We start from the raw sequence: 21081 nt of genomic DNA on the forward strand, positions 1-21081 counted from the left end.
GGCATGCTACAACAAGACATCAGCCGCGCCGTGCGCGCCGCGCTACTCGAAGACTTGGGCGATGCCCTCACCGCACTGGATCTACCGGATGCCAGCGCCGATATCACGGCTCAGCTGATCCCGGCCGATCGCCTCTCTACCGCCCGGGTCATCACCCGTGAAGCCGGTGTCTTCTGCGGCCAGCCCTGGGTTGACGAGGTATTTGCCCAGCTCGGCGGCGAGGTCAGGGTGGAGTGGCTGGTGCAGGATGGCGAGAAGCTCTCCCCCAATCAGGAGTTGTTCCGCCTCCATGGTCCCGCCCGGGTACTGCTGACCGGTGAGCGCAATGCGCTGAACTTCGTGCAGACCCTGAGTGGCGTCGCCACCCTCACCGCCCGCTATGTGGCCAAGCTGGAAGGCACCGACTGCCGCCTGCTCGATACCCGCAAGACACTGCCGGGCCTGCGCAGCGCACAGAAATATGCCGTCACCTGCGGCGGTGGCAAGAACCATCGCATCGGGCTGTTCGATGCCTATCTCATCAAGGAGAACCACATCCTGGCCTGCGGGGGCATTCAGGAGGCCATCGCCCAGGCGCGTCACCTCAACCCGGGTAAACCGGTCGAAGTGGAGGTCGAATCGCTGGCCGAACTGGAACTGGCTCTGGCGGCCCAGGCCGACATCGTGATGCTGGACAACTTCGACGTCCCCATGATGAAAGCAGCGGTGACCCTGAACCAGGGCCGCGCCAAACTGGAGGTGTCCGGCAACGTCACTCTGGAGACCCTAGGCAGCTATGCCGCCACCGGCATCGATTTCATCTCGGTCGGCGCCCTGACCAAGCATGTGAGAGCACTGGATCTCTCGATGCGCTTTGTCTGATCTCGCAGGCAAAAACGCCATCTGACTGTACTGCCAGATATTACAGGACTCGAAACTTGCAAAAGGCGCCACAGGCGCCTTTTCTTTATGCAGGATCCCACGACATAAGGAGTGTGACATGGGCCCCCCCTGCCATTGAAAGAGTCATTAGAGGCTTTTTAATCTTTGATTTTTCTATATTTTTCACTAAACAGCAGAAAAATGGTTAACAAGGTGACAACCTCTGTTGCCAACCTTAAGCGCTCGGATAAGATACTGGCGTGTGGACAGAATTCCACCGGCACTTCTCAGGAACCATGGAAAAAAGGATATTTGACATGAACAGAGACATGAAGAAACAGTCGGGCTTCACCCTTATTGAATTGATGATAGTGGTCGCGATCGTCGCCATCCTGGCCGCTATCGCCCTGCCGGCGTATCAGACCTACACCAAAAGAGCCAAATTTTCGGAAGTTATTGCCGCTACTGGACCAACAAAAACCTCCGTGGAAGTCTGCGTTCAGGGTTTTACTGGTACCTCAGCGGCACTAGCAACCGACTGTGTAGCCGCAGGTAATGCTGCCGCCGCTAACTCGGGAACTGGACAGTACTTGGCTGCAGGATCTTCTGCGGTTGAAGTTACCAATGCTGCGAATGTCATAACTATCACAGCGACTGGAAACAGCGATCTTGATGACTCAACTTATGAATTAATATCCAACTCAGTGACAGCTGGCGGCCAAGTACTCTGGACGATTTCAGGATCTTGCAAAACTGACGGCCTTTGCTAACGCATGACTTCTAGCCCCAATAGCGGCCTGGCCACCAGCCTGGCCGCTTCTTCCCTCCTCAGTGAGCCAGACTCACAGCGCTATCTGAGCCAGGCCAGGGCGCAGCGCAAGCCCTTTGTGACCTTCCTGATTGAAAACGACATCCTCGACAGCAAGGCCCTCGCCGATTTCTGCGAGCTGGAATATGGGGTACCTCTGCTGGATCTTGCCGCCTTCGACCTGGCCGAGATCCCGCAGAAATACCTCAATCAGAAGCTGATTGAGAAGCACCATGTGCTGCCCATCTACACCCAGGGCCACACCCTCTATATCGCCATGTCGGACCCGACCAATGTGTCGGCGCTGGAGGATTTCGGTTTCAGCTTCGGGCTGCACACCGAGGCCCTGCTGGTCGAAGAGAGCAAGCTGACCACCGCCATCGGCAAGTTGATGGAGAGTGAGCAGGATGCCCTCGGCATGGATCATATCGATGAGGCCGAGATCTCCGAGCTCGAAGTCACCGATGAGAGTTCGCGGCTCGACGAGAGCGTCAACACTGCGGATGACGATGCTCCCATCGTCAAGTACATCAACAAGATCATGATGGATGCCATCAAGCGCGGCGCCTCGGATCTGCACTTCGAACCCTACGAAACCAAGTACCGGATCCGCTTTCGCATCGACGGCATACTGCACGAGATTGCCACCCCGCCGGTCAATCTGGCCAATCGCTTCGCCGCCCGCCTCAAGGTAATGGCGAGGCTCGATATCGCCGAGCGGCGCCTGCCCCAGGATGGCCGGATCAAGCTGAAACTGTCCCGCAGCAAGTCCATGGACATGCGGGTCAACACCCTGCCGACCATGTGGGGCGAGAAGATCGTCATCCGCTTGCTGGACTCGTCGGCGGCACGCCTCAACATCGATCAGCTTGGTTTCGACGACAGACAGAAAGCCCAATACCTGAACGCCCTCTCCAAGCCCCAGGGCATGATCCTGGTGACCGGCCCCACCGGCTCGGGCAAGACGGTCTCTCTCTATACCGGCCTCAACATTCTCAACACGCTGGAGGTCAATATCTCCACCGCCGAGGATCCGGTGGAGATCAACCTGCCGGGGGTCAATCAGGTGCAGATCAATCCCAAGGCGGGTCTCACCTTCGCCAGTGCTCTGCGCTCCTTCCTGCGCCAGGATCCTGACATCGTCATGGTGGGGGAGATCCGGGATCTGGAAACCGCCGAGATTGCCATCAAGGCCTCCCAGACCGGCCACCTGGTGCTCTCGACCCTGCACACCAACTCGGCGGCCGAGACGCTGACCCGGATGATGAACATGGGGGTGCCCGCCTTCAATATCGCCTCCTCGGTGACCCTCATCATGGCCCAGCGCCTGGCTCGCAAGCTGTGTGAACACTGCAAGGCACCAGAGGTGATCCCCGAGAACGAACTGCTGGAGCTCGGTTTCAGCCAACAGCAGTTGATCGCGGGATTGCGGTTGTTCAAACCCGTGGGCTGCAAGGAGTGCTCAGGGGGTTACAGAGGGCGGGTCGGCATCTACGAGATCATGCTGATGTCCGACAATATCGCCAGGCTCATCATGCAGGGGGCCAACTCCTTGCAGATTGCCGCCATCGCCCAGAAAGAGGGGATGCGCAATCTGAGAACCTCGGGCCTCGAGAAGGCGCGATTGGGCGTCACCAGCCTGGCGGAAATAAACAGAATAACCACAAACTAGCGTGGCGTTTTAAAACCACTTGTTTCAAGAATCATGAGCTGATCAGAATTAAAATCTGACAGCACGATGCGCCGGACAGAGGATCCGCTCCGGCTACCGCCGCCCAATTGCAGGATGCAGTGATGGCCACATTAGCGCAAAGACAGAACACCCCGAAAAAAGTCTTCTCCTTCCGCTGGCACGGGGTCAATCGCAAGGGGCTGAAAGTCTCGGGCGAATTGCAGGCCGACAGCATCAACACCGTCAAAATCGAGCTGCGCAAGCAGGGCGTCAACGTCACCAAGGTCAGCAAGCAGAGTCAGGGGCTGTTTTCCAAGGGCGGCGCCAAGATCAAGCCCATGGACATCGCCGTCATCTCCCGCCAGATCACCACCATGCTCTCCGCTGGCGTGCCCCTGGTGCAGAGTCTGCAGATCATCGCTCGCGGCCATGAAAAAGCCGCCGTGCGCGAACTGATAGGCCAGATCGCTGCCGATGTGGAGACCGGTACCCCCATGTCCGAGGCGCTGCGCCGCCATCCCCGTCACTTCGATGATCTCTATTGCGATCTGGTGGAAGCGGGGGAGCACTCCGGCGCGCTGGAGACCATCTACGACCGGATCGCCACCTACCGGGAGAAGAGCGAAGCACTCAAGTCCAAGATCAAGAAGGCAATGTTCTACCCGACCATGGTCATCCTGGTGGCCATCGTCGTGACCTCCATCCTGCTGCTGTTCGTCATTCCCCAGTTCGAGGACATCTTCAAGAGCTTCGGGGCCGAACTCCCCGCCTTCACCCGTTTCGTCATCGCCATCTCCCGCTTCATGCAGGATTGGTGGTATTTGATCTTCGGCGGCATCAGCCTCGCCGTCTTCTTGTATGTGCGGGCCTCGCGCAGTTCCCAGAAGGTGCGCGACAACACGGACAAGTTCGTGCTCAGCATCCCCATCGTGGGATCCATCCTGCACAAGGCGGCCATGGCGCGCTTCGCCCGCACGCTCTCCACCACCTTTTCCGCCGGTATCCCCCTGGTGGATGCCCTGGTCTCTTCTGCCGGCGCCTCCGGCAACTATGTCTATCGCACCGCCATCATGGCCATTCGCAACGAGGTGCTGGCGGGCATGCAGATCAACGTCGCCATGCGCACCGTCGACCTCTTCCCCGACATGGTGATCCAGATGGTGATGATCGGTGAGGAGTCCGGCGCCATCGATGACATGCTCTCCAAGGTGGCGACCATCTTCGAGCAGGAGGTGGATGACATGGTCGACGGTCTCACCAGTCTGCTCGAACCCCTCATCATGGTGGTGCTCGGGGTGCTGGTCGGCGGCATGGTGGTCGCCATGTACCTGCCCATCTTCAAACTGGGCTCTGTGATACACTAGCCCCCTGCGCGCGAGTGACCGGCCGGAGCACGGCTAGTCAGACCCGGTCATTCGCAGCCCCTTTCCAACAAACGCGGTTGATTATGGCCTCTCTCATCGAACTGGCTCAGGCACTGCCCTGGCTCTATTTTTCCCTGATCTTCCTCTTTTCCCTGATGATCGGCAGCTTCCTCAATGTGGTCATCCATCGCCTGCCCATCATGCTGGAACGCGACTGGCAGGCCGAATACCGCAGCTACTTCGACAGCGAGCCCGCAGCGGCTTCTGCTCCCCCCTACAACCTGATGGTGCCACGCTCCTGCTGCCCTCATTGCGGTCATGCCATCACGGCCATCGAGAACATTCCCCTGCTGAGCTGGCTCTGGCTCAAGGGGCGCTGCCGCAACTGCCAGGCGCCGATCTCGGTGCGTTATCCCCTGGTCGAACTGCTGACGGCCCTGTTGTCCGTGGTGGTTGCGGCGACCCTCACTCCGGGCTGGGGCACCCTGGCCGCCCTGGTGCTGACCTGGACCCTGATTGCACTCACCTTCATCGATCTGGACAAGATGCTGCTGCCGGATCAGCTCACCCTGCCGCTCTTGTGGGCCGGCCTGCTGTTCAACCTGCTGGTGGGATTCGTCTCGCTGGGAGATGCGGTGGCGGGCGCCATGGCGGGCTACCTGGTGCTCTGGAGCCTCTACTGGGCGTTCAAGCTGCTCACCGGCAAGGAGGGCATGGGGTATGGCGACTTCAAGCTGCTGGCAGCCCTCGGCGCCTGGCTCGGCTGGCAAGCCTTGCCCATCGTGCTGCTGCTCTCCTCCCTGGTCGGCGCCGTCATCGGCATCGGGCTCATCGCGCTGCGCAAACACCATCAGGCCAATCCCATCCCCTTTGGCCCCTATCTCGCCATCGCGGGCTGGGCAGCGCTGCTGTGGGGAGATAGCATCACCCGCTGGTACCTGGACTGGGTGCTCTGACGAAACGAGGTTCAAGCAATGTATGTGGTAGCCATTACCGGCGGCATTGGGAGCGGCAAGACCACTGTCGCCAACCAGTTTGCAGCGCTCGGCATCGACGTGATCGATGCGGATGTGATTGCCCGTGACGTCGTGAAGCCCGGCACCCCGGCGCTGGCGGCCATCGCCGACCATTTTGGCGCCGCTATGCTGGGGGAAGACGGGACACTGGACAGACGCGCCTTGCGTGACCGCATCTTCAACCACCCAGAAGAGAAGCAGTGGTTGAACGCACTGCTTCACCCGCTCATTCGCAGCGAGATGTTGCGCCAGTGCGCCGCTGCCAGTTCGCCCTACTGCCTGCTGGTGGTGCCTCTGCTGGTCGAAAACAAGCTCACCAGCCTCGCCAACCGGGTATTGGTGATCGATGTGGATGAAGAGACCCAGATAGTGCGTACCTGTCGCCGGGATGGTGTCAGCCGGGAACAGGCGCAGGCCATACTGGCGGCTCAGGCCAGCCGGGCAGAGCGCCTCGCGGCGGCAGATGACGTGCTGGACAACCAGAATGGGTCGAGTGAGACCATTTCTGCACGGATTTTCGCGCTGCACCAAACATATCTGGTGTTTGCCTCTCAACAAGCCCACCAACACTGAGTACACTAGGCCGGTTTATGGCTGGCCAGGATTAGGCATGATTTACGACTTCCCCCTCAATGAAAAAAGCCGGACCTATCTTCGTCTGGAGTCCCTGTTTTCCCAGATCCGCGACAATCTGGAGAGTGACCAGCCTTGGGCACACATCGCCTTCTTCAAGGGGTTGTTCGATCTGCAGGAGTTGCTGGAGCGCGGAGATCTGCGCGCCGATCTCATCAAGGATCTGGAACGTCTCGGCCAGCGGCTGAGCCACTGGGCCAGCCTGCCGGACGTGGACCTCGAGCAAGTCCAGAGGATGCAGCAGGAGAGCACCCAGCTCTCCCGCAGCCTGCTGCACTCCCCTCGTCCCGGCGCCCGTCTGAAGGAAGATCGCCTGCTCGGCTCCATCCGCCAGCGCTTCTCCATTCCCGGCGGCCTGTGCGCCTTCGATGTGCCCCAGTTGCATCACTGGCTGGCGACCCCGGCCGTCACCCGCCACCAGCAGATGCAGCAATGGCTCAGCGACATCAACCTGTTGATGAACGCCATCACGCTCTTGCTGCGCCTGTGGCGGGAATCCGGCAACTTCAGCGATCAGGTCGCCACCAACGGCTTCTTCCAGGACACCGCCGAGGGCGCCGAGCTCATCCGCATCCGCCTGCCAGGCGGCCAGCCCTCCTACCCGACCCTGAGCGGCCACAAGAACCGCTTCGCCCTGCGCTTCCTGCCCACCGCCGAGCAACAGATAGGCGACGTGCCTTTCCAGCTCGCCTGCTGCTGAGGAGAAAACAACATGGTCACCAAGGTAAAATGCCCCACCTGCCAGGGCGAGGTTGAATGGACTCCCGAGAGCCTGTTTCGCCCCTTCTGCAGCAAGCGTTGCCAGCTGATCGACCTCGGTGAATGGGCCGATGCAGAGAAACGCATTACCGGCGAGATCGATCCCGAGCTGTTGCCCTACCCAGAGGAAGGGGAGCAGTGGCAATAAGCCGAGCAGTAAAAAGGGCCCCGCGGGCCCTTTTTCATGGTCGTGATACAGACGACGCTGTGCTTCTCCGCCGAGCCACTGGGCTGGTGCGGCGCCATTACACTATCGCACCAGTTGCTCCTGCAACCGGGCCACGATAGGGCCGTTGGCATCGGGGAACTGGTACTCATGCAGGGAAGCCAGCGGCACCCAGCGGCACTCCTGCCCTTCCTTGCCAAACGGCTCTCCGTGGAAGCGGGTCACCTTCCAGATATCCAGCAGCACCTGCTTGTCCGGATAGTCGTGATGCAGCTCCATGAAAGGGCTGCAGTCCTGCACCCGGATGCCGATCTCTTCCCACAGCTCCCTGTCCAGCGCGGTGAGCAGGTCTTCCCCTGATTCGACCTTGCCCCCCGGGAACTCCCAGCGATCGCCCTGGTGGCGGTCTGAGGAGCGTTTGGCAAGGAAGATATCCCCTTTCTCATTTTCGATGACGCCGACCGCCACCCAGATCCGTTTCTTCGCTTCCACTCCGTCTACCTCTTCATTCGTGGGGCCATCGGGCCGCTGGCATTCAAACAGTAATGAGGCGGGCACAGGGCCCGCCTCATTGATGGCACGGAGGTGATCAGGTCAACTGACCGTGGCAGTGTTTGTATTTCTTGCCGGAGCCGCAGGGGCAAGGGTCGTTGCGCCCCACCTTCTGCTCGTCCCGCACGAAGGTCACCGGCGCCGCTTCGCCCTGGCTCTCTTCGTCCGCCAGCTGATTCTCGGCGGCTGCATGGGTGTAAGTGCGGGGAGCCGCTTCCGCCTGCTGGCGCTGCTGCTCTTCCATCGCTTCCACGTCGCGCTCCTGGACCTGTACCCGGCTCAGGATGCTGACCACATCGCGCTTGAGGGTTTCCAGCATCTGGGTGAACAGATCGAAGGATTCGCGCTTGTACTCCTGCTTGGGGTTCTTCTGGGCATAGCCGCGCAGATGGATGCCCTGACGCAGGTGATCCATGGCCGCCAGATGCTCCTTCCACAGGCCATCCAGAGTCTGCAGCATCACCGCCTTCTCGAAGTTGCGCAGCACCTCCTTGCCGACCAGCTCCTCCTTGTGGGCGTAGAGCTTGGTGGCTTCTTCCAGGATGCGCTCGCGCAGCTTCTCTTCGTACAGCTTGTCGTCTTCCGCCAGCCACTGCTGCAGCGGCAGATCCAGGGCGAAGTCGGATTTCAGGCGCGTTTCCAGGCCCGGCACGTCCCACATCTCTTCCAGGGACTGGGGCGGGATGTACTCGTCGATGATGGCGCCGTAGACGTCGTCACGGATGACGTGGATGGTTTCTGAGATGTCGTTGGTATCCAGCAGTTCATTACGCTGCTCATAGACCACTTTACGTTGATCATTGGCTACGTCATCGAACTCCAGCAGATTTTTACGGATGTCGAAGTTGCGACCTTCCACCTTGCGCTGGGCATTCTCGATGGCCTTGGTCACCCAGGGATGCTCGATGGCTTCGCCCTCTTCCATGCCCAGCTTCTTCATCATGCCGGTCACGCGATCGGAGGCGAAGATCCGCATCAGGGTATCTTCCATGGAGAGGTAGAAACGGGAGGAACCCGGGTCACCCTGACGACCGGAACGGCCACGCAGCTGGTTGTCGATACGACGGGATTCGTGGCGCTCGGTACCGATGATGTGCAGGCCGCCGGCGGCCAGCACGGCGTCATGACGCACCTGCCAGGCTTCCTTGATGGCGCGAACCTGTTCCTCGGTCGGATTCTCCAGCGCAGCGATCTCCGCCTGCCAGTTGCCGCCGAGCACGATGTCGGTACCACGACCGGCCATGTTGGTGGCGATGGTGACGGCACCGGTCTGGCCCGCCTGGGCGACGATCTCCGCCTCCATGGCGTGGAACTTGGCGTTCAACACCTTGTGGGGAATGTTCTCCTTGGCCAGGATGCCGGACAGCAGCTCGGAGTTCTCGATGGAGACGGTACCCACCAGCACCGGCTGGCCCCGCTCCACGCAACCGCGGATGTCTTCGATGATGGCGGCGTACTTCTCTTGTGCCGTGAGATAAACCAAATCGCCCATGTCCTTGCGAACCATCGGCTTGTTGGTCGGGATGACCACGGTATCCAGACCATAGATCTGCTGGAATTCAAAGGCTTCGGTGTCGGCCGTCCCGGTCATGCCCGCCAGCTTGTCGTACAGACGGAAGTAGTTCTGGAAGGTGATGGAGGCCAGGGTCTGGTTCTCGTTCTGGATCTTGACCCCTTCCTTCGCCTCGACCGCCTGGTGCAGACCATCGGACCAGCGGCGACCCGGCATGGTACGGCCGGTATGTTCGTCGACGATGACGATCTCGTCCTTCTGGACGATGTAGTCGACGTTGCGCTCGAACAGGGTGTGGGCGCGCAGACCAGCGTTGACGTGGTGCAGCAGGCTGATGTTGGTGGCGGAGAACAGGGAGTCATCTTCCGCCAGCAGCCCCTCTTTCTTGAGCAGCTCTTCCACGAAGATCTGGCCGTTCTCGGTCAGCAGGGCCTGACGGTTCTTCTCGTCCACGGTGTAGTGGCCGTCGCCGGTGTACTCTTCAGAGTCTTCCTTGTCCTGCTTGACCAGCAGCGGGATCAGCTTGTTGATCTGGATGTACATGGCGGAGCTGTCTTCCGCCGGGCCGGAGATGATGAGCGGGGTACGGGCTTCGTCGATGAGCACGGAATCCACCTCATCCACCAGCGCGTAGTTGAGCGGACGCTGCACGCGCTGCTCCGGCGAGAACGCCATGTTGTCGCGCAGGTAATCGAAACCGAATTCGTTGTTGGTACCGTAGGTGATGTCGGCGGCGTAGGCGTCACGCTTCTGGGACGCATCCATGCCGGGCACGTTGCAGTCGACCGTCATGCCGAGGAAGGTGAACAGCGGGCGGTTTGCCTCGGCGTCACGCTTGGCCAGGTAGTCGTTCACCGTCACCACGTGCACGCCGCGACCGGACAGGGCGTTCAGGTACGCCGGCAGGGTCGCGGTCAGAGTCTTGCCTTCACCGGTCTTCATTTCGGCGATGCGGTTGGAGTTGAGCACCATGCCGCCGATCAGCTGGACGTCGAAGTGACGCATGCCGAACACCCGGCGGGAGGCTTCACGCACGGTGGCGAACGCTTCCGGCAACAGCTGCTCCAGCGTCTCACCCTGCTCCAGACGCTGACGGTACTCGGCCGTCTTGGCCTGCAGTTCCTGATCGGACAGTGCCTCGAACTGAGGCTCCATCGCATTGATCTGTTTTACAATTTTGCGCAAAGCCTTGAGCGTTCTGTCGTTCCGGCTGCCGATAATCTTGGTGAGCAGTGTGCTAATCATGGGTACCAACTATTTTGGTTATATAAGCGTTCCGTCACTGGAACCTGAAGAAAAAACCTAACCCCGTCTGGCGTTCAGAAAGCGTGCGGGGTTGACCTGACGACCATCTTTCAACACTTCGTAATGCAAATGCACCCCGGTCGCACGACCGGTGCGGCCCATCAGGGCTATCTTCTGGCCTTCATCGACCAGGGTACCCACCTCCACCAACAGCTTGGAGTTGTGGGCATAACGGGTGACCAGACCATTGCCATGGTCGATCTCCACCATGTTGCCAAATTCCGGGTGACGTCCCGCCCAGCTGACGATCCCCTTGCCGGTCGCCAGAATGGGGGTGCCGGGTTTGCCCCGGAAATCCACGCCCTTGTGCATCTTGGCACGGCCGTTGAACGGATCGACCCGGCCACCAAAGCCCGAGGAGATCCAGACCCGCTCCTGCTTGACCGGCGAGCCGGAAATAAAACCGGCATCAGTGATATGGTGATTCATGATGAAAGATTCAAGTACCGAGAGCTGTTCTTCACGGCTGCTGAGCTGGCGATTGAGGTGTGCCATGGAATCTTGCAGCTCGTTGAGGCTGACTTCCAGATCCGCATCATAGGAGGGGCCCCCCATGGGTGGCAGCTCCTTGAAGTTGAACTCCTCGGGATCCAGGTCTGCCTTCTCGGTCAGTCGCTCGCCGAGGGCATTGAGGCGACCCAACTGCCCCTGCATGGTGCCCACCTGGGCGGCCAGCATGGCTAGCTGTTCACGGGCTTCATCAGCCCCTTGGGTCGATTTTTGTTGTTGCGCGAGGACCAGCGCCACTTCCAGCGCTTCCATCTTCTGGTGCCAGCTCTGCCAGAGCCAGCCACCGCCCAATGCCAACAGGGAGAAGAGAATACCGCCGACCCAGGCCAGACGTTGTTTGGGTAAGTGCACCTTGCGGCGCTGCTTGCCATGGAGGATCAGGGTAATGCTCATAGAAACTTGTCTGCTCGGTCAGGTGAGGCCAGAGGCCCGCACGGGTAATAAAACCGGGAGATAATCGGTATTAAGGAGTGGAATACACAAATGACAGGACGTCGGTGCGGAGAGGTGACCGACGTCCTGTTGCACAGCTATCAGGCCAGAACCAGACCGTTGTCGTAGTAAGCGATAGGCGCTTTCTCGCCCTCACCCTCGAAGGTCACCAGTTCCCAGGCCTCCTGCTTGGCCAGCAAGGCACGCAGCAGTTTGTTGTTCAGGGCATGGCCCGTCTTGTAGGCACGGAATTCACCGATGATGCTGCGGTTGCACATATACAGGTCACCGATCGCATCCAGCATCTTGTGCTTCACGAATTCGTCTTCGTAGCGCAGACCATCTTCATTCAGTACCCGGTAGTCATCCAGCACCACGGCGTTTTCCAGGCTTCCGCCCAGCGCCAGGTTCTGGGAACGCAAGTATTCGATGTCACGCATGAAGCCGAAGGTACGGGCACGGCTGATCTCTTTCACGAAGGAGCTGCCGGAGAAGTCCAGCACGCAACGCTGGTTGCGGCCTTCAAACACCGGATGCTGGAAATCGATCTCGAGATCCATCTTGAAGCCGTTGCGATAGGGGTGGAATTCCGCCCACTTGTCGCCGTCTTCAACCCGGACGCTCTGCTTGATCCGCACGAACTGCTTGGGTGCATTCTGTTCACGAATACCCACTTCCTGCAGCAGGTAGATGAACGGATGTGCGCTGCCATCCATCACCGGGATCTCGGGCGCGTCAACCTCCACATAGAGGTTGTCGATCCCCATCCCGGCCAGGGCGGCAGACAGATGTTCGATAGTCGACACACGAACACCGGCTTCGTTGACCAGAGCGGTACAAAGCACGGTATCACGTACCTGATCGGCGTTGGCTGGCAGCTCTACCACAGGATTCAGATCGGTACGCAAGTAAACGATCCCTGTGTTAACAGGCGCCGGACGGAACGTCATTGTGACTTTCCGGCCCGAATGCAGGCCCACACCGGTGGCCTGGACACTCGTTTTCAAGGTTCTTTGTCTAATCATGGGCGTATCCGCTTAACAGCTCAAATTCCTGACCAGATGGTCGTTGCCGGGCCATCATAGCACAATCCTTAAGCAACAAACAAACCAGAGCCATCAGAGGCTTAGTCAGCTTGCTTGCGCAGGAACGCAGGAATGTCGAGATAATCCGGCTCACGGCGAGCTTGCGGCTCGGCGTTCACCACCTTGGCCGGGGCTTCTTCCATCACGCGGCCTTGCATCATGTCGCTCACCAGCGGCTGACGCACCGGGCGCTCTTGCACCTGGCTGCTCTTGACCAGGGTGATGTCCGGTTTGCGCTCGGCACCGATACCGGTAGCCACCACGGTCACACGCAGTTCGTCGTGCATTTCCGGGTCAATAACGGTACCCACGACCACGGTCGCGTTCTCGGAGGCAAAGGCCTTGACGGCGTTACCCACTGTCTCGAACTCTTCGATGGTCATGTCCATGCCGGCGGTGATGTTAACCAGGATGCCACGTGCACCGGCCAGATCCACGTCTTCCAGCAGCGGGCTGGAGATGGCTTTCTCGGCCGCTTCTTCGGCACGGTCATCACCGGAGGCTGAACCGGTACCCATCATGGCAGTACCCATCTCGCGCATCACGGTACGCACGTCCGCGAAGTCGACGTTGATGAGGCCCGGGCGAGTGATCAGCTCGGCAATGCCCTGCACCGCACCCAGCAGCACGTCGTTGGCCGCCTTGAAGGCGTCCAGCAGGGAGATGCCACGACCCAGCACCTTCAGCAACTTGTCGTTGGGGATGGTGATCAGGGAGTCGACGTTCTTGGACAGCTCTTCGATACCGTGAGCGGCGAAGCCCATCCGCTTCTTCCCTTCGAAGGAGAACGGCTTGGTCACGACAGCCACTGTCAGGATACCCATCTCGCGGGCGACTTCGGCCACGATGGGGGCAGCCCCGGTACCGGTACCACCGCCCATGCCGGCGGCGATGAACACCATGTCGGAACCGGTCAGCAGCTCACGCAGCGCTTCCCTGTCTTCCATGGCGGCGTCACGGCCCACTTCCGGGTTGGCGCCAGCGCCCAGACCCTTGGTGATACCACCACCGATCTGCAGCGTGGTGTTGGCACTGGAGTTGCGCAGGGCCTGGGCATCGGTGTTGACGGTAATGAACTCAACACCCTCGATGTTTTGACGAACCATGTGCTCGACTGCGTTGCCGCCGCCGCCACCCACACCTATCACCTTGATGACGGCTTCGTCAGTGTGGCTATCCATAAATTCAAACATGTTGTCTCTCCGCTTTATTTGCTGACTGACGCAAAATCTCTTAGAACTCGCCACGCAACCAGTTGCTGACCCGTTTGACCAGCCCACCTACGCTTGCCTTGGCGGCATATTCCTTGTTATTGCCGGTGGATTGATTGGTCCGGCCGTATTGCAGCAACCCGACCGCGGTCGAATACACTGGCGCCTGCACGTAATCGCTCAATCCACGTATGTTCATGGGCTCACCCACCCGGACCTGGCTCTGGAAGATCTGCTCCGCACACTCCACGATGCCTTCGATCTGGGCTGCGCCACCGGTCAGTACCACTCCGGCCGCCAGCTGATGCTTGACCCCTTGAGCCTTCAACTCACTCTGCACCCGCACCAGCTCATCATTCACCATGGAGAGCAACTCGGTGTAACGGGGTTCAATCACTTCAGCCAGTGTCTGCCGCTGCAGGCTGCGCGCCGGACGACCGCCGACACTGGGGACTTCAATATTGTCTTCCTTGCTGACCAGACGGCCGAGGGCGCAACCGTAACGCACCTTGATCGCTTCCGCATCCAGCGGTGGCGTGCCAAAGGCGTAGGCGATGTCGCTGGTCACCGTGCTGCCGGCATAGGGGATCACCTTGGTGTGACGCAGGGCACCGCCGGTAAACAGCGACATGTCCATGGTGCCACCGCCGATGTCCACCACGCAGACACCCAGCTCCTTCTCGTCCTCGGTCAGCACCGCATAGCTGGACGCCAGGGCGGAGAAGATCAGCTGATCCACCCGCAGACCCACCTTCTCGACACACTTCTCGATATTGCGAGCCATGTCGTTGTGGCAGGTGATCAGGTGCACCTTGGCCGCCATCCGCACGCCGGACAGGCCGACCGGATTCTTGATCCCTTCCTGATAATCGATGGCAAACTCCTGGGGCAGCACGTGCAGCACCCGCAGTTCATCGGACAGTCGCACCGACTTGGCGGTGTGGATGACGTTGTCCACGTCCTCCTGGGTCACCTCCTCGTCGGAGATGGGCACCATGCCAGTCTCGTTGCGACAATCGATGTGCTTGCCTGACAGACCCAGATAGACGGAGCTTATCTGGCAGTCGGCCATCATTTCTGCCTCTTCCACCGCACGGCGCAGGGACTTGACCACGGAGTCGAGATCGTTGACCCCGCCCTTCTCCATCCCGCGTGAGGCGTGGCTGCCCATGCCGATGACATTGAGCTCGCCATCCGGCAGCACTTCGCCAACCAGTACCGCCACCTTGGTCGTGCCGATATCCAGTCCGACAATCAAATTTCTATCTGCGGTGTTGGTCATTCACTTTCTCTTCGCTTTTCTTCCAGCCAACTGCCATTCCGGTGTCGTATCGAAGATCCACGTAAGCGACCCGCTCACGGGGTTCGATGACCGGGAAGGCATCGATAAACCGCTGCAGACGAAGCGCGATATCCGAGCGCCCCACAAACAGCTGAATGTTGCCATCCAGGGTCAGTTCCCAGGCATGGCGGGGGGTCAGATTCACCCCCATCAACTTGTATCCCCTGGCCGCCAGCAAGGCCTCGTACTGATGGCTGGCTTCCAGCACCTTGGCGGCCTGATCATCGGGCCCGGACAACTGCATCAGCGGCTTTTTCACCCTGTCCGGGGCACTGAACACCTCACCCTTGGTATTGACGAAGCGGTTGCCATTCCAGCGGGCCGCAACATCCTGTTCGGTGAGGTAGACCTTGATCTTGTTCGGCCACTTCTTGCGGACCGACACCTGGGCCACCCAGGGCAGCGCGTTCAAACGCGTCTGCAATTCGTTCACATCCAGCTCGAAGAAATTGCGCAACTGGGCACCATCCAGCACGGCATTGCGCAGCTCATCGGCTTTCAAATATTCGTGTTGCCCCTGCAGCAACAGCTCGCTCATGGGCAACCGACTGGCATCCGTCAGCCAGTCTTTAACATCCAGCGCAGTCTGGTAGAGCCCCCATATGACCAGGATGAAAAATCCCACCCCGGCGATGAAGCCCCCCTTGGTGCGCCCTTGTGCCCTTGCCTCCACCCGATCGATCCCCGTTTAACGCGCCATGTCGGCCACTTGCAGACCGGTTCGCCATTATATAGGCGCCGGCTTGGCGGTCAAAATACTCATTGGGCCCTCAGGCACCGGATTTCATGCTATCCACGCTCAATTTCATCTCGCCGAGACGACGGGCCAGCGCCCCGACGTTCCCTGCCCCCTGGGTCAGCACCAGATCCCCCTCGCCGATGAGGTCCGCCAGCACCGCCGGGACATCGTCCGGCGTTGCGACAAAGATGGGTTCCATCGCGCCTCGGGAGCGGATGGTGCGGCACAAGGCACGGCCATCGGCGCCGGGAATCGGCTCCTCACCGGCGGCATAGACCTCCAGCATCACCAGTACATCCACCTTGGAGAGCACGTCGGCAAAATCTTCGTAGAGATCCCGGGTACGGCTGTAGCGGTGAGGCTGGAATACCATCACCAGGCGCTTCTCGGGCCAACCGGCACGGGCGGCGTTGATGGTCACCTTGACCTCGCTCGGGTGGTGACCGTAGTCGTCCACCAGCATGGCCTTGCCACGGCCGGTCTCGAACTCGCCATATTGCTGGAAACGGCGACCCACCCCTTCGAACTTGGACAGGGCCTGGATGATGGCGTCATCACCGATGCCGTCTTCAGTCGCGACCGCAATGGCAGCGGCGGCGTTGAGGGCATTGTGCACCCCGGGCAGGTTCAGGGTGACCAGCAGCTCACCGGCATCCTTGCGGCGCACCCGGAAACGGCTGCGGTTGCTGGTCTGCTCGAAGTCCAGCACCTGCACGTCCGCGTCGTCAGACAGGCCATAGGTCAGGGTCGGACGGGCGATCTCCGGCAGCAGGCTGCGGATCACGGGGTCATCCACGCAGACCACCGCCAGACCGTAGAACGGCAGGTTGTGCAGGAAGTCGATGAAGGTCGCCTTCAACCTGGAGAAGTCGCCGCCATAGGTATCCATGTGATCCGCTTCGATGTTGGTCACGATGGAGACCATGGGCTGCAGATGCAGGAAGGAAGCGTCGCTCTCGTCAGCCTCGGCGATGAGGTAGCGGCTGCTGCCCAGGCGCGCATTGGTGCCGGCACTGTTGAGCAGACCACCGATGACGAAGGTCGGATCCCGGTCCGCCTCGGCATAGATGCTCGCCACCAGACTGGTGGTGGTGGTCTTGCCGTGGGTACCGGCGATGGCGATGCCGTGACGGAAGCGCATCAGCTCTGCCAGCATCTCGGCACGGCGCACCACGGGGATGCGCAATTCACGGGCGGCCAGCAGCTCGGGGTTGTCCTGCTTGATGGCGGTGGAGACCACGACCACGCTCGCCTCGTTGACGTGTTCGGCACTGTGACCCACGAAGATGTGGGCACCGAGGGAAGCCAGACGCTCGGTCACGGCATTGCGCGCCAGATCGGAGCCGGAGATCTGATATCCCTCGTTGGCAAGCACTTCGGCGATCCCGCCCATACCGGCGCCACCTATGCCGATAAAGTGGATGCGACGCACGCGGCGCATTTCGGGGATCACGGTACGCAGTTTTGCCAGTTCAACCTTGGTCATAATCTTCTCTCTTTAGTCCACCGCGCAGCCGCGCGGCGACATCAACATTCTCGGGATAAGACGGCACGGCGTTGCGGGTGCCATCTTGATCATCATTTTTGGGTCGCAAGCCGTTTGCATTCATCGGCAACCCGTTCGGCGGCATCGGTGATGGCGACGCGGCGGGCGGCTTGCGCCATGTTCAGCAAGGTTTCTCTGCGCCCGGCGAGCCAGGAGAGACGGGCGGCCAGGGAGGCCGGCGTCAGCTCGGATTGGGGCAGGAACTCCGCGGCGCCGCCATCCACCAGGGTCAGGGCGTTGCGGGTCTGGTGATCGTCCACCGCGTGGGGCAGCGGCACGAAGATGGCGGCGAGCCCGGCGGCCGCCACTTCGGAGACCGTCAGCGCCCCCGCCCGGCACACCACCAGATCGGCCCAGGCGTAGGCATCCGCCATGTCCTTGATAAATTCGCTCACCTCGGCTTCGACGCCGTGCTGGGCATAAGCCGCGGCGACGGTGTCCCGGTTGCCCTTGCCAGTCTGATGGCGCACCGCAATGGGCACGCCGGCGGCGGCGACGGCGGGCGGCACCTGCTCATTGAGCACCTTGGCCCCCAGGCTGCCACCGACGATCAGCAGCCGCAGGGGGTCGGCAGCACTGCGCAGCACGGGATCCGGCAGCGCCACCACTTCGGGGCGCACCGGATTGCCGACCACGGCGGTGCGGGCATTGGGAGCAAAGGCGCCGGGGAAGGCCATCAGCACCCGCTTGGCGATGCGGGCTAGCAGCTTGTTGGTCATGCCGGCCGCCGCATTCTGCTCGTGCAGCAACAGCGGGATACCGGCGATCCAGGCGGCGACGCCACCGGGACCCGAGGCGAAGCCCCCCATGCCGAGCACCACATCGGGTTTGATGGTCTTGAGCACGCGGCGGGCCTGCAGCACGGATTTGACGATGCGGTAGGGCGCGGCCAGAAGACGCTTGATGCCGTTGCCACGCACCCCCTGGATGTCGATGAAGGAGATGGGGTAACCGTGGGCGGGCACCAGTTCGGCCTCCATCCGGTCGGCGGTGCCGAGCCAGTGAACGGTCCAACCCTGGGCCTTGAGGCGATCGGCCACGGCCAGACCCGGGAAGACGTGTCCCCCGGTACCGCCCGCCATCACCAGCAACGTCTTGCTCACGAAACCTCCCGCACGCGCGCCTGGGCACTGGCCTGACGCAACTCGAAATCGATACGAATCAACATGCTCACCGCCACCATCATGATGATGAGACTGGAGCCACCATAACTGACCAGGGGCAGGGTCAGCCCCTTGGTGGGCATCATGCCGCTGGCCGCCCCCACGTTGACGAAGGTCTGGAAGCTGAACCAGATGCCGATGCCGATGGCCAGATAGCCTTCATACAACCGCTCGGCCACCAGCGCCTGATGGCCCAGCTTGAGAGCCTTGATAGCCAGCGCGAAGATGAGGAAGAGTGCGCCCAGCACCCCCACGTAACCGAGCTCTTCACCGAGGATCGCGAACACGAAGTCGGTGTGCGCCTCCGGCAGGTATTCCATCTTCTGGATGGAGTTGCCGAGCCCTTCGCCAAACCAGCTGCCACGGCCGAATGCCATCAGGGACTGGGTCAGCTGATAGCCGCTGCCGAAGGGATCGGCCCAGGGATCGAGGAAGGAGGTGACCCGCCGCATCCGGTAAGGCTCGGCGATGATCAGGGTCACCACGGCACTCACCCCCACCAGGATGAGGCCGATGAACTGCACCAGCCGCGCCCCCGCGAGGAACAACATGCCAAGGGAGGTCACGAACATCACCACCACGGAGCCAAGATCCGGCTGGGCCAGCAGCAAGATGGCCACCACGAACAGCACCGCCATGGGTTTCATGAAGCCGATGAAGCGCTCACGGACCTCGCTCTGACGACGCACCAGATAGCCCGCCAGATAGACGAAGAGCGCCAGCTTGCCAAACTCGGCCGGCTGCAGGTTGAAGGGACCGAGCGGCAACCAGCGCACGGAGCCGTTGACGCTGCGCCCCACCAGCAGTACCAGCACCAGCATGACGATGGCGAGCAGCAGCATGGGGCCGTTGTACTGCTGCCAGCGCGCCATGGGCACCTGCAGCACGAACCAGGAGATACCGAGCGCCATCACCAGGAAGAGGCCATGACGTTTGACGAACATGAAGGGATCGTTGTTGATGGCGATCCCTTCCGGAATGGAGGCCGACGCGACGATCACCAGACCCACGGACATCAGCGCCAGGGCCAGCACCACCAACTGCCGATCGAACAGACCGGCGGGGCGCGCCGGTAACAACAGGCGTTGCAGGAAGCCGGCGACAACGCGCAGGGCATTCATAGGGCCAGCACCTGCTCGGTGAAGCGATCGCCGCGCGCTTCGAAGGACTTGAACTGATCCAGGCTGGCGCAGGCCGGGGCCAGCAGCACCCAGTCGCCTGGGCGAGCATCGGCGGCGGCCTTGGCGATGGCGGCGTCGAGATCCGCCACTCGCTCGGTCTGCTCACCCAAGGCGAGCAGTACGTCAGCATCCTGCCCGAAGCAGTACATGTGGTCGATTTGACTGCCGAGGAGCGCTTGAACAGGTCCAAAATCCTGCCCCTTGCCCTGACCACCGGCCAGCAGCAAGAGACGGCCCTTGACCGACTCACGTACCCCGGCCACGGCGGCCAGCGTCGCCCCGACGTTGGTGGCCTTGGAGTCGTTGATCCAGCGCACCCCGTTCACCTCACGCACGAAGCGGGCACGATGAGGCAGCCCCTCGAAGCGGCGCAGCACCCGCAGCTGTGGCTCGCGGGGGATCCCGACCGCATCGCACAGGGCCATGGCGGCCAGGGCATTGGCCTGGTTGTGGGCACCGACGATCTTCATCTCGTCCACCGCCAGCAGCGGCTCGCCGTGCAGGGTCAGCCAGAAGCGACCATCCAGCTCGCAGCGGCCGTAGCCGTTGCAGTCCAGCCCGAAGCTTTGCCACACCTGACCCACGTCGGGCTGGGTCTGGGCATCGTCACGGTTGATCAGAATGTGTTGGGAGTGCTGATGGATCTCCTGCTTGGCGGCCCGGTAGTCGGCCATGCCCGCGTAGCGATCCATGTGATCTTCGGAGAGATTGAGCACCACGGAGGCGGCGGCGCGCAGGCTGTGGGTGGTCTCGAGCTGGAAGCTGGAGAGCTCCAGCACGCAGAGATCCATCGGCTGCTTGAGCAGATCCAGCGCCGGAGTACCGATGTTGCCACCGACGCCCACCTTGAGCCCGGCCTCGGCGATCATCTCCCCCACCAGGGTGGTGACCGTGCTCTTGCCGTTGGACCCCGTGATGGCGATGACCGGCACCTGGGTCCCGCGCACGAACAGTTCGATGTCACCGACGATGCGCACCCCGAACTCGGCGGCCGCCTTCAGCTCGGGGGTCGACAGCGCGATACCCGGGCTCGCCACTATCATGTGGGCCTGCTTGAGACGATCCCCATCCAGCCCCTGGATAAGCTCCACCCCGGCGGGCAGTTGATCCTTGCCGGGGGGATTGGCACGGGTATCCATCACCAGCGGCGTGATGCCTCGGCCGAGGAAGTAATCAACGCAGGAGAGTCCGGTTTTGCCGAGTCCGATGATGATGACCATGGC

19 protein-coding genes are annotated in these 21081 nt (G+C 61.2%); 8 read left to right on the top strand and 11 right to left on the bottom strand.

Features of this window, described 5'->3' with window-relative positions:
* The first annotated feature begins 3 nt into the window (after positions 1–3).
* The 8 genes from nadC (at position 4) to yacG (ending at position 7261) form a co-directional block, all read left to right on the top strand.
* Positions 4–861, top strand: coding sequence for a carboxylating nicotinate-nucleotide diphosphorylase (gene nadC / locus ACW5W7_RS12145; protein ID WP_456501876.1), 858 nt, complete (start codon positions 4–6; stop codon positions 859–861).
* 317 nt (positions 862–1178) lie between these two features.
* Positions 1179–1631: a pilin gene (locus ACW5W7_RS12150; protein WP_456501877.1), complete on the top strand. Its 453-nt coding sequence runs from the start codon at positions 1179–1181 to the stop codon at positions 1629–1631.
* Positions 1632–1634: 3 nt separating this feature from the next.
* Positions 1635–3341, top strand: coding sequence for a PilB family type IVa pilus assembly ATPase TapB (gene tapB / locus ACW5W7_RS12155; protein WP_456501878.1), 1707 nt, complete (start codon positions 1635–1637; stop codon positions 3339–3341).
* Positions 3342–3463: 122 nt separating this feature from the next.
* Positions 3464–4705 (top strand): type II secretion system F family protein, encoded by a 1242-nt coding sequence (locus tag ACW5W7_RS12160; RefSeq protein WP_456501879.1) that lies wholly within the window; start codon positions 3464–3466, stop codon positions 4703–4705.
* 83 nt (positions 4706–4788) lie between these two features.
* Positions 4789–5661, top strand: coding sequence for a prepilin peptidase (locus tag ACW5W7_RS12165; protein ID WP_456501880.1), 873 nt, complete (start codon positions 4789–4791; stop codon positions 5659–5661).
* Positions 5662–5679: 18 nt separating this feature from the next.
* Positions 5680–6294: a dephospho-CoA kinase gene (gene coaE / locus ACW5W7_RS12170; protein WP_456501881.1), complete on the top strand. Its 615-nt coding sequence runs from the start codon at positions 5680–5682 to the stop codon at positions 6292–6294.
* Between the two features lie 37 nt (positions 6295–6331).
* Positions 6332–7054: a cell division protein ZapD gene (gene zapD / locus ACW5W7_RS12175; RefSeq protein ID WP_456501882.1), complete on the top strand. Its 723-nt coding sequence runs from the start codon at positions 6332–6334 to the stop codon at positions 7052–7054.
* A gap of 12 nt (positions 7055–7066) precedes the next feature.
* Positions 7067–7261, top strand: coding sequence for a DNA gyrase inhibitor YacG (gene yacG, locus ACW5W7_RS12180; RefSeq protein WP_456501883.1), 195 nt, complete (start codon positions 7067–7069; stop codon positions 7259–7261).
* 102 nt (positions 7262–7363) lie between these two features.
* On the opposite strand, the gene mutT is transcribed toward yacG, so the two are convergent.
* From mutT to murD, 11 genes are all read right to left on the bottom strand, one after another.
* Positions 7364–7771, bottom strand: a complete 408-nt coding sequence (gene mutT / locus ACW5W7_RS12185) for an 8-oxo-dGTP diphosphatase MutT (protein ID WP_456501884.1) — start codon at positions 7769–7771, stop codon at positions 7364–7366.
* Between the two features lie 97 nt (positions 7772–7868).
* Complete coding sequence (gene secA, locus ACW5W7_RS12190; RefSeq protein ID WP_456501885.1) at positions 7869–10589, bottom strand: preprotein translocase subunit SecA; 2721 nt, start codon at positions 10587–10589, stop codon at positions 7869–7871.
* A 57-nt stretch (positions 10590–10646) separates the two neighbouring features.
* The gene (locus ACW5W7_RS12195) at positions 10647–11552 is read right to left on the bottom strand and encodes a peptidoglycan DD-metalloendopeptidase family protein (protein WP_456501886.1); all 906 of its coding nucleotides are present in this window, start codon (positions 11550–11552) and stop codon (positions 10647–10649) included.
* Between the two features lie 140 nt (positions 11553–11692).
* Positions 11693–12616, bottom strand: coding sequence for a UDP-3-O-acyl-N-acetylglucosamine deacetylase (gene lpxC / locus ACW5W7_RS12200; RefSeq protein WP_349920813.1), 924 nt, complete (start codon positions 12614–12616; stop codon positions 11693–11695).
* A 101-nt stretch (positions 12617–12717) separates the two neighbouring features.
* Positions 12718–13869 carry a cell division protein FtsZ gene (gene ftsZ, locus ACW5W7_RS12205; RefSeq protein ID WP_349920812.1) on the bottom strand — a complete coding sequence of 384 codons (1152 nt, stop codon included), beginning with the start codon at positions 13867–13869 and terminating at the stop codon, positions 12718–12720.
* A gap of 40 nt (positions 13870–13909) precedes the next feature.
* Positions 13910–15169, bottom strand: coding sequence for a cell division protein FtsA (gene ftsA, locus ACW5W7_RS12210; RefSeq protein WP_349920811.1), 1260 nt, complete (start codon positions 15167–15169; stop codon positions 13910–13912).
* Positions 15150–15902, bottom strand: a complete 753-nt coding sequence (locus ACW5W7_RS12215) for a cell division protein FtsQ/DivIB (protein ID WP_456501887.1) — start codon at positions 15900–15902, stop codon at positions 15150–15152. The genes ftsA and ACW5W7_RS12215 overlap by 20 nt, the downstream gene beginning before the upstream one ends.
* 97 nt (positions 15903–15999) lie before the next feature.
* Positions 16000–17454 carry a UDP-N-acetylmuramate--L-alanine ligase gene (murC, locus tag ACW5W7_RS12220; protein ID WP_349920809.1) on the bottom strand — a complete coding sequence of 485 codons (1455 nt, stop codon included), beginning with the start codon at positions 17452–17454 and terminating at the stop codon, positions 16000–16002.
* Between the two features lie 92 nt (positions 17455–17546).
* On the bottom strand, positions 17547–18617 hold the full coding sequence (gene murG / locus ACW5W7_RS12225) for an undecaprenyldiphospho-muramoylpentapeptide beta-N-acetylglucosaminyltransferase (RefSeq protein ID WP_434665359.1): 1071 nt from the start codon (positions 18615–18617) through the stop codon (positions 17547–17549).
* Positions 18614–19798, bottom strand: coding sequence for a cell division protein FtsW (ftsW, locus tag ACW5W7_RS12230; protein ID WP_349920807.1), 1185 nt, complete (start codon positions 19796–19798; stop codon positions 18614–18616). The genes murG and ftsW overlap by 4 nt, the downstream gene beginning before the upstream one ends.
* Entirely contained in the window at positions 19795–21078 is a 1284-nt protein-coding gene (murD, locus tag ACW5W7_RS12235) for a UDP-N-acetylmuramoyl-L-alanine--D-glutamate ligase (protein WP_456501888.1), read from the bottom strand. Before murD ends, ftsW begins: the two co-directional genes overlap by 4 nt.
* Positions 21079–21081: the final 3 nt, after the last annotated feature.

It is taken from the genome of Aeromonas intestinalis (assembly GCF_054052485.1).

Excerpts from the sequence above, each read along its gene's own strand:
- murD (WP_456501888.1), bottom strand. The coding sequence starts at position 21,078 with ATGGTCATCATCATCGGACTCGGCAAAACCGGACTCTCCTGCGTTGAT.
- nadC (WP_456501876.1), top strand. The coding sequence starts at position 4 with ATGCTACAACAAGACATCAGCCGCGCCGTGCGCGCCGCGCTACTCGAA.
- ftsW (WP_349920807.1), bottom strand. The coding sequence starts at position 19,798 with ATGAATGCCCTGCGCGTTGTCGCCGGCTTCCTGCAACGCCTGTTGTTA.
- coaE (WP_456501881.1), top strand. The coding sequence starts at position 5,680 with ATGTATGTGGTAGCCATTACCGGCGGCATTGGGAGCGGCAAGACCACT.
- ACW5W7_RS12150 (WP_456501877.1), top strand. The coding sequence starts at position 1,179 with ATGAACAGAGACATGAAGAAACAGTCGGGCTTCACCCTTATTGAATTG.
- tapB (WP_456501878.1), top strand. The coding sequence starts at position 1,635 with ATGACTTCTAGCCCCAATAGCGGCCTGGCCACCAGCCTGGCCGCTTCT.
- secA (WP_456501885.1), bottom strand. The coding sequence starts at position 10,589 with ATGATTAGCACACTGCTCACCAAGATTATCGGCAGCCGGAACGACAGA.
- ACW5W7_RS12160 (WP_456501879.1), top strand. The coding sequence starts at position 3,464 with ATGGCCACATTAGCGCAAAGACAGAACACCCCGAAAAAAGTCTTCTCC.
- zapD (WP_456501882.1), top strand. The coding sequence starts at position 6,332 with ATGATTTACGACTTCCCCCTCAATGAAAAAAGCCGGACCTATCTTCGT.
- ftsZ (WP_349920812.1), bottom strand. The coding sequence starts at position 13,869 with ATGTTTGAATTTATGGATAGCCACACTGACGAAGCCGTCATCAAGGTG.
- ACW5W7_RS12165 (WP_456501880.1), top strand. The coding sequence starts at position 4,789 with ATGGCCTCTCTCATCGAACTGGCTCAGGCACTGCCCTGGCTCTATTTT.
- murC (WP_349920809.1), bottom strand. The coding sequence starts at position 17,454 with ATGACCAAGGTTGAACTGGCAAAACTGCGTACCGTGATCCCCGAAATG.
- yacG (WP_456501883.1), top strand. The coding sequence starts at position 7,067 with ATGGTCACCAAGGTAAAATGCCCCACCTGCCAGGGCGAGGTTGAATGG.
- ACW5W7_RS12195 (WP_456501886.1), bottom strand. The coding sequence starts at position 11,552 with ATGAGCATTACCCTGATCCTCCATGGCAAGCAGCGCCGCAAGGTGCAC.
- lpxC (WP_349920813.1), bottom strand. The coding sequence starts at position 12,616 with ATGATTAGACAAAGAACCTTGAAAACGAGTGTCCAGGCCACCGGTGTG.
- ftsA (WP_349920811.1), bottom strand. The coding sequence starts at position 15,169 with ATGACCAACACCGCAGATAGAAATTTGATTGTCGGACTGGATATCGGC.